This window comes from Zwartia panacis (genome assembly GCF_030410395.1).
Lineage (GTDB): Bacteria > Pseudomonadota > Gammaproteobacteria > Burkholderiales > Burkholderiaceae_B > Zwartia > Zwartia panacis.
This window is the reverse complement of record NZ_JAUHHF010000001.1, coordinates 191,974-208,908: the sequence shown is the minus strand read 5'-3', so window position 1 is coordinate 208,908 and position 16,935 is coordinate 191,974. Positions and strand designations below refer to the sequence as shown.

The window sequence follows — 16,935 nt, the reverse complement described above, 5'->3', positions numbered from 1 at the left end:
GGGTTAAGACAAAAAAGACTGTTGGACGATTGTAATCAAACGCTCTTGCTCACGGGCGGGTGCAAACAAGGGGGCTCTCAAGGCGCACTGAGCCATTAATTGAGCATAAAACGAAGCGTCACGGCGCAAACGCAGCAAAACTTCAGCTAAAGCCGCCGCATCCTCTGTCGGAAAAAAACCAGCGTAATCATGACCGAGCATGCCCTCGTTGCCGGGGATGCGGGAAGCAACCACTGGAACACCGCTGCATATGGCTTCCATGACGACATGCGCTCCACCTTCCATCACGCTCGGGTGAACCAGAACATGCGCACGCTGGATCAGTCTTCGCGTCGCCTCGTGTGAACGGGCACCGAGGAAAACATAATTTGGGCATTCTGCAGCAGTTTGATGCGCGAGTTGTGCGAGCTCGGGATCATGTTCGCCACCCACGTGCTGAAGCTGGATATCACCATGCGATGCCAACTGACGGGCTGCCTGAAAAAAGGTTCGAGGCGATTTTTCGGGACGCAGATGACCCACCATAATCGCGCGTAAATATCTTGGCGTTTTGCGAAGTGTTTGACGCGTTGTTGTCGACTGAAAAGCGACGACTGTTTTTGCTTGAAAGGACTCCGGCACAGCTTGCACCCCTTCAGACTGCAACACAACAAGCGTATGCGCCCAGCGAAGCGATTGCTGCGCCTGCGGATCGCTCTGAATATCGCGATACAAATCCGTACCTGTGAGAACGACAATCAAACCGCGCGTTCCGTGGCGCACATGCCACTGTGCGATCGACTCATAGCTGCGTCGTGCATGCAGAGCGATCATGACATCATCGCTTTCACTGCCATCCCATCGCTGCACAATCCTGACGCGGCAAAACGCGCGCAGTAGTCTGGCGTAGCGCTGGGCAGTCTGCCAGTTGCCATTGTTCGCCGCTGCCAGCGCAGGACTGACAATCACAACATTCAACAGTGTAGGCTTGGGTAAAATAGACATAACAAGAGGTTAGCAAGAATTATGAGACAAGCAGAAGTACACATATTGGCTCGAGGGCTTAAAACTCTGCGCGCGCATACGCTCGAGGCTTTTGCCTGCTATCAGCGAGCCAGTGTACTCACGGTTCCTTTGGAGGATGAGTTTAATCCTCCACTCTGGGAATTAGGCCACCTCGCCTGGTTTCAGGAATATTGGATCGCGCGCAATCTACAAAGGGAGCGCGGCGTCTTTCAGGACATCAAACACCAACGTGCACCCTCGATCGTCAACTCGGCTGATCAATGGTATGACAGTACACAAGTCGCCCATGATCTGCGCTGGACCCTCCCTCTCCTAAAAACTGAGCAATGCTTGGACTATCTGAGAAAGACACTTGATACAACACTAGTGACTTTAGAAAAAGAAACCGATGGTTCAGCTGCACTTTATTTTTACTGGCTTGCACTGCAACATGAAGCGATGCACCTGGAGGCCAGTACCTATATGGCCCAAGCCTTGGGGATTCCATTTGAGACCCAATGGGCCTCACACCCTAATGTCTATCCGCAGGGGATGAGTCAGCTCACAGCGACCGACTGGAAAATGGGGACAAACTGGAGTGGTTTGGCGGGTCGGTCGTTTTGTTTTGATAACGAAGTCGGAGAACGCACAACCAGGCTCGAATCTTTTGCCATTGCGCTGCAACCGGTGACTTGGAGAGAGTATCTCGATTTCGTCGAGTCAACAGGACACCGATTGCCACTCTATGTCCAACCCTCGAAGGCGCAGACTGGCTCAGTACCTTATGAAATCAATACCTTCGGCACTTGGGAACCTATCAATCCCGAAGCATGCGCCCAACACATCTCCTGGGACGACGCTCAAGCCTATTGCCGCTGGGCACAGTGCAGCCTCCCGACCGAGGCCCAATGGGACTACGCTGCTCGCACACTACAAAATTTCCAATGGGGCGATGTCTGGGAATGGACATCGGACACGTTCGAACCTTTCGAGGGCTTTACGCCCCACCCCTACGTCGAATATTCCGCGCCTTGGTTTGGTTCACGAAAAGTCCTACGCGGCGCTGCACGGGCGACTCACCCATATTTACGCAATGTGCATTACCGCAACTTTTTCACACCCGAGCGCCGCGACATCTACTCTGGTTTCAGGGTTTGTCACCATTCACTCTGAACTTAACTCGCCCAAAACACGGCAAACTGCTGTTGGGGATCCGTCCAGTATTTTGTTTCTGAGAATCCTGCAGACTTCAGAAGCGAATCAAAGTCGGGAATCGTCCACTTGTAGGAATTTTCAGTATGGATACCCTCTCCTGCCTGAAAATCACGCGACCGACTGCCCCAGCGCACAGTGAGAGCATGGCGGGCGATCAAGTGCATCTCGATTCGAGACTCTGCTTCGTTAAATAAAGCCTTATGGCGCCAGTCACGCACATCAAAATTGGTTCCCAATAAGGTGTTGATATGTCTCAAGACATTCAAATTGAATGCTGCGGTCACACCCAGTTCATCATCGTAAGCAAGCTCAAGAACTTGTCTGGACTTCACCAAATCTATCCCGATCAGTAAACCAGAACCAGTTTGAGCGTTTTGACAAACGTGAGACACTCGACCTAAAAACTTCTGCGCCTCCGAGGGCGTAAAGTTGCCAAGGCTTGACCCCGGATAAAAAGCAAAGACCGGACGTTCAGTGAACTGACTAGCGAGTACTGCAGGGAAATCAAGAGATGAGGAAAAGTCCATCCCCACGCCAACCATTTCGAGCGTCGGGTGACTGCGCTGCAGTTGAATCAGCGTACCCGTCAAATAATCCAGCGAGATGTCTACCGCCACATACATCCCAGGTGTCGTTCCAGCGAACAGGCTCACTGCTTTTTGACAACTCCCGGCTCCCAGATCGATCCACGCAGCTTGGAGAGGGATATGACGGTGAATCTCATTGGCGTGTTCAGTAAAAATGCTGGCTTCGGTACGCGTCGGGTAATACTCAGGCAAATGCGTAATGGCCTCAAACAAGGTTGAACCCAAAGCGTTGTAGAAATATTTTGGTGAGCAATGTGCATGCGGCGAGCACAGGCCCGACTCTAACTCGGCCACCACCGCAGCGGGATCAATTTCAAAGGTCTTGTAAAAACTCGGGATCCGCTGGGTCATGCCACTGCTCCGGAAAGCTCACTTAAGTGTGTGAAACCATAACACGCTTGACTCAACCCTTCATTTACAGACACGAGCTGAGGCATAATCACCTAGATACTTTGGGTACTCATAATCATGACAACATCTCCCCCATCAAACGAAAACCGATCCGAAAAACGCTCCAATAACCGCTCCGTCTGGACAGTCTTTCTGATTTTCCTCAGACTTGGGCTGACTTCTTTCGGAGGACCCGTCGCCCATCTGGGATATTTTCGAGAAGAGTTCGTCACACGTCGACAATGGCTCAGCGACCGAAGTTATGCAGATCTCGTCGCGCTCTGTCAGTTTCTCCCAGGACCAGCCAGCAGTCAGGTCGGCATCGCACTAGGTTTTTCGAGAGCAGGCTACGCTGGCGCACTTGCAGCCTGGGCGGGTTTTACCCTTCCCTCGGCAATCGTGCTGATTCTCTTTGCGATTGGGATCTCAAGTGCCGGCAACAGTTTCTCGGCCGGAGCACTTCATGGTTTAAAAATCGTCGCGGTGGCGGTTGTGGCGCAAGCAGTCTGGGGCATGGCTCGCAGTCTGTGTACAGATGAAAAACGCATCTCGATCATGATGCTCGCCACTTGCGCCGTACTGCTCATGCCGTCGGTTTGGGCTCAAGTAGGCGTGATCATTGTGGCTGGAATCTCGGGTGTAGCCCTATTCAAACCTGCTCAGCTTGCCCCACACGATCCTCTTCCCATTCAGATCTCACGGCGAACGGGAAGTCTCTGGCTTGCTCTCTTTTTTATCTTGTTAATCCTCTTGCCACTGGCCTCCGAAGCAATGCCTGGTCAGACCTTGGCCATCGTGGATGCCTTTTACCGTGCAGGCTCTCTGGTGTTTGGTGGTGGTCATGTCGTCCTTCCACTGCTGCAGACCGAGGTTGTGCCGACGGGCTGGGTAGAGGAACAAGTTTTTCTGGCTGGATACGGCGCCACTCAAGCCATGCCAGGACCCCTTTTTACGTTCGCCGCGTTTCTCGGCGCCTCCATGACGAGTGCTCCCAGCGGTTGGGCAGGCGGACTGATCGCACTGATCGCGATTTTTATTCCCTCTTTCTTATTAGTCGTAGGTGCCCTGCCATTCTGGGAACAACTCCGTCAAAACCTACGCACGCAAGCAGCACTGAGCGGCATCAATGCATCTGTCGTGGGCTTGTTACTCGCCGCACTGTATCAGCCAGTCTGGACAAGCGCGATCCTCAGTACACAGGATTTTTGCCTGGCACTGATCGCCTTTGTCGCGCTGATGTTCTGGAAACTCCCGCCATGGCTCGTAGTGATGGTCGGAGGTTTAACGGGCTGGCTGCTTCATTTGATTTAACCAATACATGACCACATAAAATCAGGTGACAAAAGAATGATGTTTGAGAATCAGTTTGCTACAGTCAACGTATCGACTAAAGGTGTTGCGACCGTATCCATTCAACAGGCAGGCAGCCTGAATATTTTGAGCACGCCTGTCATGAATGGCCTGATCGAGGCATTAGCCTGGGTCGAAAATAACAACGATGTTCGAGTCGTGGTCATGCGTGGGCATGGCGACAAAGCCTTTGTTGCGGGTGCCGACATCAAGGAAATGGCTGCGCTTGATCACCAAACTGCCAGGGTGTTTATCGACAAACTCAGACAATTGTGTGAAGCCGTCCGTGTCTTGCGCATGCCGGTCATCGCTCGCGTGCCAGGTTGGACACTCGGTGGCGGACTTGAATTCGCCCTCTGCTGCGACCTGCGTATCGCATCGACAGCTGCGAAGCTAGGCATGCCTGAGGTCAAAGTAGGCATCCCCTCCGTCATTCACGCTTCACTCATGCCTCGGCTAATCGGTCAGTCGCGCGCGGCATGGTTGCTCCTGACGGGTGAAGTTATCGATGCCCAGCAAGGGCTCTCTTGGGGATTGCTCGATAAGGTGGTCGAACTCGATACGCTAGACCAAGAAATCGCGCGTGTCGCCGATGGTCTCGCAGAACTTGGTCCCAAGGTGCTCGCCCAACAAAAACGCATGATGCGAGAATGGGAAGACGAGCCTCTGGAGACCTCTATCCGAAACAGTATCAGTGAGTTTGCTGCAGCTTTTCAAACTGGTGAACCACAGCAGTACATGGGTCAGTTCTTGAAAGAGAAAAAATCTAAATAGGCGATATCAAAGCTTGCCCAGCGATATGACGTTGCAAATTCTCAATGACTCTGTCTATCGCTGAGCGCATCGCCTCCGGAGAAACACCTGCAATATGAGGGGTGATCACCACATCATCGAGATCGATTAGAGCGGGCGGCAAATTGGGCTCACCCTCATACACATCCAGAGCAGCCCCTGCGATCGCCTTTGCCTGAATAGCTTCAACAAGTTCTTCTGTATTGACCAGGGCACCTCTGGCAACATTCACCAACACACCTTCAGGACCCAGCATGTCCAAAATTTTGCGATTTACGATATGAAATGTCTGGGGACCTGCTGGGGCGCAAAGCACCAGAAAATCACACCATGTTGCCAGTTCTTCAATGTTTGAAAAATACGTGTACCCCGTTTCGTCCTTTCGGGTACGACTGTGATAACCCACCTGCATCTCAAAGGCTTGAGCACGCGTCGCGATTTTTTGTCCCACGGCACCCAAACCAAAGATACCGATCTTTCTACCTGAAATATGTCTTGGTCGTGGAACGTCGTCACGCCATAAACCTTTACGCACTTCGCGATTCAGGAATGGCAGTCGCCTGATGGTGGCAAGCAGCAACATCATGGTGTGATCTGCGACAACCTCCGCATTCGTCCCCGCTGTGTTGCAAACGACAATGCCTCTTTTTTTAGCAGCCTCAAGATCAACACTTTCATGGCCGACACCTAACGTGCTGATGAACTCGAGCTTGGGCATGCGTGCCATTTCGGCATCTTTCAAACCAAACGCGCCGTTGGTCAAAACGAACTTGATTCGCGACGCATGTTCACGCATGGTTTCGATACAAAATGATCGATCACCGCCATATTTTTCGTAAGGCAAGTAAATCACGTCAAAATGTTCTGACAAAAGAGAACGATGATCTTCGGTCAAAAATACAAGCACTAACAGCAAAGACTTTTGAGACATCAACACGCATCCTTCCTTACCACTCGAACTTTTAATTCTGAGTTAATCGGGTTTTTTACCAAACTGAACGCCAGCCCACTCTTCAAAATGTCTCATCGGCATGAGATTGTCTTTGGGTCCATCACCTTGCGTCATTGCAAAGGCGAGAAACTGTCGTGCGTTTTGATTGATAAACATTGGCGCACCAATTTTTTCGGCTTCATCCAGACACATTTTGATGTCCTTGTGCAGTAACTCTGTGGTGAAACGCACAGGGAAACTTCTGTCCAAGGCACATTGCGGAATTCTTTCAAGTGTCGCAAAGGATCTGCCACTCGACACATTCAAAACATCGAGCATGGTCTTGGAGTCCAGACCAGCTTTGACGCCATAAACTAATGCTTCGCAGCTTGCCAGCATGCTGGTGGCATACAAAGTGTTGTTGATGATCTTCATCGTTTGACCCAGGCTGGGATCCTCACCGAGGAAGAAAATATTTTTGCCTATGATCTTCAAAATCGGTTCGGCTTTTTTAAATGCCTCCGTATCTCCTGCCGCCATCACCGCCAGCGTGCCATGCTGGGCAGCAACAGTCCCGCCACTGACCGGGGCACTCACAAATGCTATATTTTTTTGCGACAATATTTCGTGAACTTCTTTGGTAATCGAAGGACCCGTCGTGGAAAGATCAATCAACATGTTGACCATTGAACCGTTCACGACTTCAGCGGCTACGGATTTGACCGCAGCAGGTACCGGCAAACACAAATAAACATCTGTCACACGCGAAGTAAGGTCAGACACTCCGTCGGCCACTTCGGCGCCTAGGGCCTTGAAGCGCGTCAGCACCTCTTTATTCAGATCAAAAATTACGAGTTCATGACCTGCAGCCAGAATACGCGTCGCAAAATGTTGCCCGATATTTCCTGCACCAATTAAGCCTACTTTCATACTTGTCTCCTTGAGATTTATTTTTTGTAGATTCGGTTATAGCCAGATACTAATACATCCATTAAGCTGTTTGAAAGATCGTACCGAAATCACAGTGATCTTGCGCGAGAGTCGCCACCGCAGAAATAAAGGTGCTCTTTCGATCTGCACGATACACGGCAGCATAGGAGGCCAGTGGCAAGGTCGGTTTGATTGGCAACACTTGAAGCGCACCAGCCTGAATCATTTGCTGCAGACAATTCTTAGGCAGATAACTCACGCCCATCCCGGAGATCGTCAGTGCGATGAGTGTGACGAGACTATTACTCAAGATCGTATTTTCTGGCTGAATACCAATCGACTGCAGCCAACGGTTATAGAGCTGACCCGTGCCTGAACGATCATCTTGAGTGAGCAGCCTATGGTTTGCCAAATCCTGCATGCGCAGATTTCTGCCTGCTTTCACCAGACCCGGCTTACACATCCACACATTTTCTACGACGCCTACTCTCTTGACCACTAAGCGTTGATCTTCGAAAACCTGAGGCACGATCATCAAATCCACATCATCGGCAAACAGCTTGTCACGTAGGGCAAGGCTGACATCCACATCGGGTTCGATGATGACCTTGGGGTAGTGGGCCTGGATCGCGCTGACCAATCGAGGCAACCACGTCATGGCTGTCAGTTCTGTGACACCGATTCTGATGCGCCGCACCAAAACCTCCGGACGTTGAAACTGCTCAATCGCGACATCCCGCTGCTCCAACAGTCGCTTGGCGACCAAAAACATCTCCTCGCCCTTTGCCGTCAGCTTAGCCGAGCGCTGGGTACGATCGAATAGAGGCGTCTCAAACATCTCCTCCAATTCGTGCACACGCTTGGAAATGGCGGATTGAGTGGTGTGCAGGCGCGCTGCCGCTTGTGAGAAACCACCTGCCTGCACAATCCAGAACAGTGCTTCCAGCTGTTTGAAAGTCATCATGGCGCATATTCACTTCAATTAATAGATCACTATTTAGAATGTATATTAATTCCAATTTATCGCTTTTCATGATTTATTTAATTGTCCAGAATCCTAGTTGATCGTGAATACGTGATTCCAGTGATAAACGGAGAAATAGATGTTTCTGACAGAAGAAGAGACAAAGATGCTGGCGGGGGAAAAAGGCCCGGCAGTTCAAAAAGCGATGCAAATCCTCGTCGCACTCGGGGAAAGCTTTGGGGCAGAGAAACTCCTTCCCGTGAATAACGTCCACATGGCTGGATCATCCGTCCTGGTTGCAGAAGAGGCAGGCACACGTTTTGTCGAGGATATTCGTAAACAAGGGGGCACCTTTGTGACCCGAGTCACCACGAATCCAACGGCAGTGGATCCCACTCAATGGGAGCAAATCGGCATTCCTGAATCCGATCAGGTCCTGCAAAAACGCTTGACAGGAGCCTATGCGGGGATGGGTGCAAACACCTGTAATACCTGCATCCCCTATCTGGTGGGCAACATGCCGCGTTTTGGCGAACATATGGCTTGGGGAGAATCGTCCGCGGTTGTTTTTGCCAACTCAGTCTGTGGCGCAAGAACGAATCGTGAAGGCGGTCCAAGCGCTCTTGCTACAGCACTCACCGGTCGAACACCTGAATACGGGTTCCATCTCAAAGAAAATCGCTATGGAAGTTTCTTGATCAAAGTTGAAACACCCATGCGAGATATGACTGACTATGGAACGCTCGGTTACTTTGCAGGGAAAATCGCAGGACAAGATACGCCGGTTTTTGAGGGACTCCCCAATCATCCTACTCTTGAGGAACTTAAGGCTTTGAGTGCGGCACTCGCAGCCTCTGGAGCGGTGAGTATGTTTCATGCCATTGGTGTGACGCCGGAAGCCCCCACGCTCGAGGCAGCCTTTGGTGATCGTAAGCCTGCCAAAACACTGGTATTTGGAGAGCAAGAACGTCAACAAGCTGAAAACGCTCTTAACAAAGAGCCCTCAGATCACGTCGACTGGATATTGGTCGGATGTCCAAATGCATCGGTGCAGGAGATCCGGGAAGTAGCCGAAGCGCTTGAAGGAAAAAAAATACACCCTGACGTGTCGCTTTGGGTCACGACCGCCGGCGCCATGTATGCGATGGCCGATGAAATGGGCTACATCAAGACGATCAAAGACGCTGGTGGCGTAGTCGTGCGTGAAACTTGCCCATTTTTAGCGAGAAGTCGTGTGATCGCACCCTCGAAAGGCTACAAAACCTTGACCACCAATTCAGCAAAGATGGCTTTTTATGCACCCGGTCAATTTGGACTGCCGGCTCATTACGGCAATCTACAACGCGTGATGCAAGCCGCCATCGACGGTGTCTGGAGATAAAAGATGAATACAACAACATTAAAACTTCAAGGGCGAAAAATTGTCACGGGCAAAGCTCAAGGCGAAGCAATTGTGACCAAAGAGGCCATCAGCTTTAACGGAGGCGTCGACAACATGACTGGGATCGTGACCGAACCTGGCCATGAAATTGAAGGTATGAATATTTCCGGGAAAGTGCTCGTATTTTTGACTGGCAAAGGCTCCACAGGGGGTTCATACAAAATATACGACATGGTCTCGCGTGGCACAGCCCCCGTCGCTTTTATACAAGTCAACCCAGAGCCCATCACGACCATCGGTGCGATTATCGGCAACATACCCGTCGTGGCAGGACTGGATCAAGACCCGACAGTTGTCATCAAAACAGGCGACTATGTGGAAATCGACGCAGACGCAGGCGTTGTTGAAGTGAGTCTTAAAAATCGTTCATAAAAATAAACGAAGCACATTGCGATAAAACATCTGGAGACAAATCATGATCACAAAAAAAATTGCAAAACTTGTTTTAACAACTGCGATGGCTGCCTTAGGCACTAGCGCGATGGCGCAATCAGGTCACTGGCCCACTCGCCCGATTACCATGGTCGTTCCCTTCGCAGCAGGCGGCAGCACCGACATCACCGCACGCATGCTCGCTGAAAAGCTCGGTCCCATCCTCGGTCAAAGCGTAGTCGTGGAAAATAAGCCCGGCGCAGCGGGTAACATTGGAGCAGCCTTTGTTGCCAGAGCCCAGCCAGACGGCTACACCATCCTCTTGCATACCAGCACACTCACCGCAAACGTCTCTCTGTACAAAAACATGGGTTTAAACGTACAGAAAGATCTCATACCCGTCTCGCAAGTCGCGCTGATTCCGAATGTTTTGATGGTGAACAATAATTTTCAAGCCAAAACCCTGGCAGAGTTTGTCGAAATTGTTAAACAGAAAAAAGTACCCGTGAACTATGGTTCCTCGGGTAGTGGTGCCTCCAACCATCTCGCAGGTGTTTTGTTTAACAACATGGTGGGAGGTGAAATGGTGCACGTCCCCTACAAAGGCGGCTCCTTGGCGAACAATGACCTTCTAGCAGGCCAGGTACAAGCTGTTTTTTCACCTATGGTCGAAGTACTTGGGTATTTGGATAGCGGAAAACTCAGACCGCTTGCCGTCACCACTAAAACGCGCTCATCCAGAATCCCCAACGCACCTGCGATCGCAGAAATCCTGCCAGGCTATGAAATCGTCTTGTGGAACGGCATTTTCGCTCCCGCAGCGACACCACCTGCAATCGTCAACAAACTCAGCAGCGCAATTCAAACGGTCATGAAAGATCCAGCCGTCCTGAAAAAACTTGAAGAGCAAGGTTCAACAGCGCTGGGCGGCACGCCGGCTGATTTCAAGAAGGTCGTGGATGCTGAAATTCCAAAATGGGCAGAGCTGATTAAAATGTCTGGTGCAAAAGTGGACTAAGGTTATGGACAACAAAACGTTTGACAAAGATTTTCGAGGGCGCTTAGAGGCGCTTGCCACATCCAATCTGAGCGACGCGCTTGATCAGCTTGGGATCGCTCGCTGCAGCGTCGTCGGTATCGTTCCCCGCTGGGGCAAAACAAAGGTCATCGGGCGCGCCGTCACCATCAAGATGACAGCGGCAGGCGCGGTCCCTGCCAAAGCGCACCTCGGCGTAGACGCCATCTTCAACAGCCATCCCGGTGATGTCATTGTGATCGACAACCGAGGCGATCTTTACAACAATTGCTGGGGAGAAATCCTCGCGATGGGCGCCCGACAAAAAGGCGTTTCAGGCGTTGTTGTAGACGGTGCGGTTCGGGACGTCGATGCCTGTGAAGTGTTCGGGTTTCCCGTGCACGCACGCGGCACTGTGCCTTTGACTGCCCGGGGTCGCATCGTTCAAGAAGCCTGGAACGTTCCAGTCAGATTAGGCGATGCGCCTGTGCGCCCTGGCGACGTCATTGTCGCTGACGTGAATGGGGTAGTCGTCATTCCCGTCGAGAAAGTAGAAGAGGTCGTCGCGGCCGCCGAGGAGATCCTGAGCAAGGAGCTCGAAATGGTCCGCGCCCTGGAGTCTGGCGAATCAATCCTTGACGTGGATCGACGGTTTAATTACGAGCGGATGCTGCAAAAGAAATAGTCAGGAAACTATCGATCCTCCGCGTCGGAGGATCGATATAGTTCAGATTTTTAACAGCCTGCAGAAATCAGATTCACTTGATGGACAATCCACGACTTTTAGCAAGAGCTCCCCAGCGAGCGATTTCACTTCTCAACAACTCGCCGAACTGTTCTGGTGTCAACGCGGCGGCCGTCAAGCCATCACTAGTCAACGTCTTTTCCATCTCTTTGTCCTGAAGAACCTGATTGATGGCTTTATTCAGCTTTTGCTGAATAGCAACCGGTACACCTTTAGGTGCAATAATCCCGTGCCAGTTCGTCACTTCGTAGGACGGGTAGCCTGACTCCATCACAGTCGGGACATCAGGCAAAGCGGACAAACGCTTAGGCGTGGTCACTGCTAATGCTTTGAGTTGCCCAGTACTGACTAAAGGCAAAGTTGAGGCAACAGTTCCAAAAATGATATCGGTGTGACCCGCTACAGTATCGGTCAGTGCAGGAGAGGTACCTTTGTACGGGATATGCAGCAAGTTGATACCTGCTGTTTCATTGAAATACTCAGTGGCCATCTGGGTGATACTGCCTTGACCCGAAGTCGCGAAACTGTATTTCCCCGGACTTGCCTTAGCCAAGGTCACAAACTCCTGCAGCGTATTGGCAGGAAAGCTTTTTGTTGCCGCAATAATAAAAGGTCCACGGGCCAATAGTGCAATTGGAGTCATATCGTTACCAGAGTCAAAAGGTAACTTGTAGAAACTGGGATTGACGGTATAACTTGCAGCCGACAAGAACAAGGTGTAACCATCTGCGGGAGATTTCAGCGCGAGTTCAGCGGCAAGGTTGCCGCCCGCACCAGGCTTGTTCTCCACAATCACTGATTGACCCAGTACTGGACCCAGCTTGGCGGCCACCAAGCGAGCAATCAAATCTGAGCCACCACCTGGTGCAAATCCTACGATCAGCTTGATTGGCTTAGTTGGGTAATTTGTTTGCGCCGCGGCTGATGAGGCCGTGAGTGAAAACCAAGAAAAAACACAAGCTGTCAGAGAAAGCTTGGCAAACTTTGCGAACGCACGAGTTGTATGCACCATGAAGAATTCCTTTGCATTGTGGGAATTGAATCCCATCATACATCTTGATGAAGATAGTCAACCCCCGTAACAACCCGATATTGATTCGCTTAATTATTTGGAATTTGTCCTCTCCGAAATGATGAGGTCTGCAGTTTGATTATTGATTCGGATGATTAATTTGACGGGGAAGACTCGATTTGCAGATGACATCGACTCTAGTGTCTTGGAGTTCGGATCAAAATTTAACCAGCCAGGTAAAGGACCACCATTTTCGGCGGTGATTCTAATCGGCTGAGAACCCACTGCAGTATCACCAATTTTTTCAGGTAATTTGAAAGAAAACTCTTTACCCGTCGAGATGATGGTATTTGGAACCAACACTGTGACCAGCCCTTTCTCTTGCGCTCTTGGTTCTCTGACAAGAGAAACTGAAATATCTTCATAAGTCACTAAGCGCTGACCAGTCAGAGTGTTTGAAGTACTGGCTTGCGGTGTCGCGACGCCGGGTGGTGTGACTCCGCTCGGAGGCGTGATTCCACTTGGAGGTGTGACTCCGCTCGGAGGTGTCACTCCGCCTGGAGGTGTCACTCCACTTGGAGGCGTCACTCCGCTAGGAGGTGTGATTCCACTTGGAGGTGTGACTCCGCTCGGAGGTGTGACTCCGCTCGGTGGTGTGATTCCACCTGGAGGTGTAATTCCACTTGGAGGTGTGACTCCACTTGGTGGTGTGACTCCACTTGGTGGTGTGACTCCGCTCGGAGGCGTGATTCCACTTGGAGGTGTGGTTCCGCTCGGTGGTATGACTCCGCTCGGAGGTGTGATTCCACCTGGAGGTGTAATTCCACTCGGAGGTGTAACTCCGCCTGGAGGCGTCACTCCACCTGGCGGCATCGTTGGAGTGACATCAGGACCTTTAACTCCACCATTGCCAATTCCCTGACCTGCCCCTTGACCAGGGCCTTCACCATCACCAGGACCTCCGGCACCTTGACCCGTTCCCGGCTGAGTATTTACAAAACTACCTTCATTAGCCCCTGAATCAGAGATTGGTTGTGAAGTGGAATCAACTTGAGTTCCACCTTTGCCAATTCCTTGACCTGCCCCTTGACCAGGACCTGCACCATCACCAGGACCGCCAGCACCTTGACCCGTTCCAGCTGCTGTATTTGCCTCACTGCCTACATTTGCGCCAGAACCTCTAGACGAAGTACTCGCACTGCTATCCAAAAACTGACCAACATCTGAGCTTGTATTCGCATCAGGACCTGCATCCGCAACATCAGCAGATACTGATAGTGTTGGCATGACCAGAGTTGAAGGCGAAGGAATCATCGCCGTTAGCACCGAAGATGGAGCAGGTGAAGCAATTCCAAAAACAGGTTGCGTAATGACTAACTGACCACCAACATATCTAATCGTATAGTTCGGATTCGTTAATCCGGAGGCTAATAAACTGTATTGTCCAGGGTTAATTGCACCCTGACTCGTGCCCGTATATATGAGAGTGCCAGAGAGCACGCTCGACGTTTCACCGTTCACAAAGCCAGACATCATTACACCATTACCGCCATAAAATGGTTGACCTATAAAAGGTCGTGCAAAATCGTTTGTTGTGACAGTTAAATTAGCTGGAGAGATCGAACCTATATTTCCGGATGCTGACCCACCAGCTAATCGATAGCCATAAGCGGGCTTACTACCAGAGGCGACACTGGTAGACGCTGATAAAACAGATGTTCCGTCAGCAGTGATAAGGATCCCATTACCTGCATTTGCAGTCGCATAGGTTCCACTTGTAGGATATCTCACTTGAGTGACGACGTCGCCATTTACTCCTCCGCGAATGATACTGTAATTTGAAGCTGTTAAAGATGCGCTTTTATTGCCGTCATACACTTTGGCTGACGTACCGACTAAAGCGACACTCACAGTCGGAGCAAGGCTGTAGAGAAATCCATTACCACTTCCAAGGACTGTGGTCGCGCCATAAGTAGCGTTATATTGAACAAAATCGAATGCAAGATTTCCAGTGACGTCTGCAGTACTTCCATCAAACGGATTCGCGTTTGTACTCCAAACCTGCCATGACTTTGATGCGCCCGAAGCTTGTAATGCAGAAGCGTTACTGTCATTCATAAATTGACTTGTGGTAACGACAATATTTCCATTCGTTGCGCTTAAAGATTTACCAGATGCGATGTTCGTCACACCGGCACTACGCACCAAAATATCACCTGATGATGAAGTCAAGTTGGCATTAAAGTTAATTCTGCCGCCATAAATATTGATGGGTCCAGCAACCAGAATATTATTTGAAAACGTTAAGGCTGCCTCATTAGACGGTTTACCAATCGTCAAGCCACCCAAAGAAGCGGAGGTCAATAGTGAGGGTACTGTATAGGGAGCACTAAAACTAGACGAAGCAGGCTGAATGGTCAGTGAACCGTTGATCCCTCTAAAGCCGCTTGTATTAAAAACTGGTGCATCATTTTCAAAAACCAAACTTCCCGCATTGATGTAAGTCAGACCCGAATATGAATTATTTTGTGTGAGGGTCAAAGCGCCAGCACCCAACTTGGTGAGAGAGCCTGAACCAAGGGAGAGTCGGCCTGAGACCAAGCTCGAACGACCGGGTGCATTCAACACTATATCTAGGCCATTACCGACCGCAGTGATATCCGCAGTGATATAAATTTCATTCGCTGCATTTAAAGTCAGAGTGGCTGAGCTCCCGTTCGTTTTAGTAATTGGACTAGAAATAATAATATTGCCCGCACTGGAACTATTACCATTGGATCCCAAGGAAGTATTGTTCACCGAAGTTTCGATAATGACATCGGTACCAGTATTCAGTGTATTCATAATGGTCGAGGCTTGTGCCTGACCAATAAAATAATCGTAAGGATCGATCAGCCAGATACCACCTCGACCCGCAGGGGCCTGAGCACTTACCATGGCTCCGGCAATATCGACTTGAGCGCCTGATGTCTCAATCTTGCCACCACCGCCACCAAGAGGCCCGCCCTTCGCTTCAATATCGCCTTTGACGACAGTCGTGGACTTGGCGTTTTTAGTATCTGACCAGACTACGACTGTACCTCCACTTCCCTGCTTTGTTGCATTGGCCTGAATAACAGCGCTAGACTCAACCGACGTGCTTGTTGCTTGCAGCAGAGAGGGATCTTTACCCTGCCAGCCACCCCCAACAAATACCTCCCCACCCCCTGTTGCACCCGAGGCATTGACTTTGGCACCTTGGCGCACCTGTATGTGCTGACCTGTTACATCGATACGACCACCGCGTCCTTGTTGACTCGATGTATCTAGACTGCCAGAAACCACTGTTGTGCCTGTCGAACCGGCATCTAGAATAATTCGGCCGCCTTTGTCGATTAATCCCTGCGCTTCAATCACTCCGGTATTCACCACGCGACTTGCAAGCTGATTAATCGCACGGGCTGACATAATGACAAGACCACCAGGGGCCTGAACCGCCTGTTGATTTTGAATCAAGGCCGCCATATCACCTGCAGTGACTGTCACACTTTCAAGCTTGTTAAGTGGTCCGAAATTGAGCGTAATGGACTCCCCACCCGCCATCGCAACGGTACCTTGACGCGCCAGAATAAAACCCTTGTTGCGAACATCTGGTGCGAGCAATGCAACATACCCACCCAGATCAGTTTCTATTTTCCCTTCATTGACGACGCTACCCTTCGCTCCACGACCATTCAGGGTCGTCTTGCCTTGCATGAAATCTTCGTCAGAAATTTGGTGCGTGGTGGCCACAACCCCGCCAACATTGACGCTTGCGCTGGGTGCAAAGTAAACCCCGGCCGGATTCATCAGGTACACCTGACCATTTGCTTTGATCTGGCCATAAATTTGACTAGGCGCCATGCTGTCAACGCGATTCAGCGTCGCTGACTTGGTATCAGGCTGAACGAAGTTGACTGTCGCATCCCTTCCCACGTCGAAACTGTTCCATCTGATTGACGCACGATTCGAGGATTGATTCACTGTCGTAGCGTTACCAGACTGTGAGATGTTTGCCTGACCTGCGGTGACTGTTCCACCAGTAGGCAATTGAGTTCGCGCAGGAGCTTGAGCAAACGCGGGATACCAAAAAATACTGATCAGTACGCAAACGAGGTGCTTGAGTTTGAATCGATCAGAATTGTCGCTCAGCGAGCGCGTTGCTGAATAGTTGTGATCAGACATTGTT

The 16,935-nt window shown here is 50.6% G+C and carries 14 protein-coding genes; 7 read left to right on the top strand and 7 right to left on the bottom strand.

All coding sequences use genetic code 11. The features are described 5' to 3' along the window. Positions 1-3: 3 nt before the first annotated feature. On the bottom strand, positions 4-984 hold the full coding sequence (gene senB / locus QWY30_RS00985; protein ID WP_290237411.1) for a selenoneine biosynthesis selenosugar synthase SenB: 981 nt from the start codon (positions 982-984) through the stop codon (positions 4-6). A gap of 21 nt (positions 985-1,005) precedes the next feature. Between senB and QWY30_RS00980 the strand changes: the two genes are divergently transcribed. Further along, a complete protein-coding gene (locus QWY30_RS00980; protein ID WP_290237408.1) occupies positions 1,006-2,157 on the top strand; it encodes an SUMF1/EgtB/PvdO family nonheme iron enzyme in 1,152 nt (383 codons plus the stop codon). Between the two features lie 2 nt (positions 2,158-2,159). Here the strand turns inward: QWY30_RS00980 and egtD are convergent, their stop codons facing one another. Beyond that, positions 2,160-3,137: an L-histidine N(alpha)-methyltransferase gene (gene egtD, locus QWY30_RS00975; RefSeq protein ID WP_290237406.1), complete on the bottom strand. Its 978-nt coding sequence runs from the start codon at positions 3,135-3,137 to the stop codon at positions 2,160-2,162. 117 nt (positions 3,138-3,254) lie between these two features. On the opposite strand from egtD, the gene chrA reads away from it, so the two are divergent. Further along, entirely contained in the window at positions 3,255-4,487 is a 1,233-nt protein-coding gene (gene chrA / locus QWY30_RS00970) for a chromate efflux transporter (RefSeq protein WP_290237404.1), read from the top strand. Between the two features lie 36 nt (positions 4,488-4,523). Further along, positions 4,524-5,300, top strand: a complete 777-nt coding sequence (locus QWY30_RS00965) for an enoyl-CoA hydratase (RefSeq protein ID WP_290237402.1) — start codon at positions 4,524-4,526, stop codon at positions 5,298-5,300. Here QWY30_RS00965 and QWY30_RS00960 read toward each other — a convergent pair. The 3 genes from QWY30_RS00960 to QWY30_RS00950 form a co-directional block, all read right to left on the bottom strand. Continuing rightward, positions 5,293-6,249, bottom strand: coding sequence for a 2-hydroxyacid dehydrogenase (locus QWY30_RS00960; protein ID WP_290237400.1), 957 nt, complete (start codon positions 6,247-6,249; stop codon positions 5,293-5,295). The two genes, QWY30_RS00965 and QWY30_RS00960, sit on opposite strands and share 8 nt — an antisense overlap. Positions 6,250-6,291: 42 nt before the next feature. After that, the gene (locus tag QWY30_RS00955) at positions 6,292-7,179 is read right to left on the bottom strand and encodes an NAD(P)-dependent oxidoreductase (RefSeq protein WP_290237399.1); all 888 of its coding nucleotides are present in this window, start codon (positions 7,177-7,179) and stop codon (positions 6,292-6,294) included. A gap of 61 nt (positions 7,180-7,240) precedes the next feature. Continuing rightward, positions 7,241-8,143 carry a LysR family transcriptional regulator gene (locus tag QWY30_RS00950; RefSeq protein ID WP_353958785.1) on the bottom strand — a complete coding sequence of 301 codons (903 nt, stop codon included), beginning with the start codon at positions 8,141-8,143 and terminating at the stop codon, positions 7,241-7,243. Positions 8,144-8,282: 139 nt separating this feature from the next. On the opposite strand from QWY30_RS00950, the gene QWY30_RS00945 reads away from it, so the two are divergent. From QWY30_RS00945 to QWY30_RS00930, 4 genes are read left to right on the top strand one after another with little or no spacing between them, the layout of a single operon-like run. Then, entirely contained in the window at positions 8,283-9,524 is a 1,242-nt protein-coding gene (locus QWY30_RS00945) for an aconitase X (RefSeq protein ID WP_290237398.1), read from the top strand. 3 nt (positions 9,525-9,527) lie between these two features. Next, the gene (locus tag QWY30_RS00940) at positions 9,528-9,956 is read left to right on the top strand and encodes an aconitase X swivel domain-containing protein (RefSeq protein WP_290237397.1); all 429 of its coding nucleotides are present in this window, start codon (positions 9,528-9,530) and stop codon (positions 9,954-9,956) included. Positions 9,957-9,999: 43 nt separating this feature from the next. Further along, the gene (locus QWY30_RS00935) at positions 10,000-10,974 is read left to right on the top strand and encodes a Bug family tripartite tricarboxylate transporter substrate binding protein (RefSeq protein WP_290237396.1); all 975 of its coding nucleotides are present in this window, start codon (positions 10,000-10,002) and stop codon (positions 10,972-10,974) included. A gap of 4 nt (positions 10,975-10,978) precedes the next feature. After that, complete coding sequence (locus tag QWY30_RS00930; protein WP_290237395.1) at positions 10,979-11,656, top strand: RraA family protein; 678 nt, start codon at positions 10,979-10,981, stop codon at positions 11,654-11,656. Between the two features lie 73 nt (positions 11,657-11,729). Here QWY30_RS00930 and QWY30_RS00925 read toward each other — a convergent pair whose 3' ends face one another. Next, the gene (locus tag QWY30_RS00925) at positions 11,730-12,728 is read right to left on the bottom strand and encodes a tripartite tricarboxylate transporter substrate binding protein (protein ID WP_290237394.1); all 999 of its coding nucleotides are present in this window, start codon (positions 12,726-12,728) and stop codon (positions 11,730-11,732) included. A gap of 93 nt (positions 12,729-12,821) precedes the next feature. Then, positions 12,822-16,931 (bottom strand): two-partner secretion domain-containing protein, encoded by a 4,110-nt coding sequence (locus tag QWY30_RS00920; protein WP_290237392.1) that lies wholly within the window; start codon positions 16,929-16,931, stop codon positions 12,822-12,824. Between the last annotated feature and the right edge of the window lie 4 nt (positions 16,932-16,935).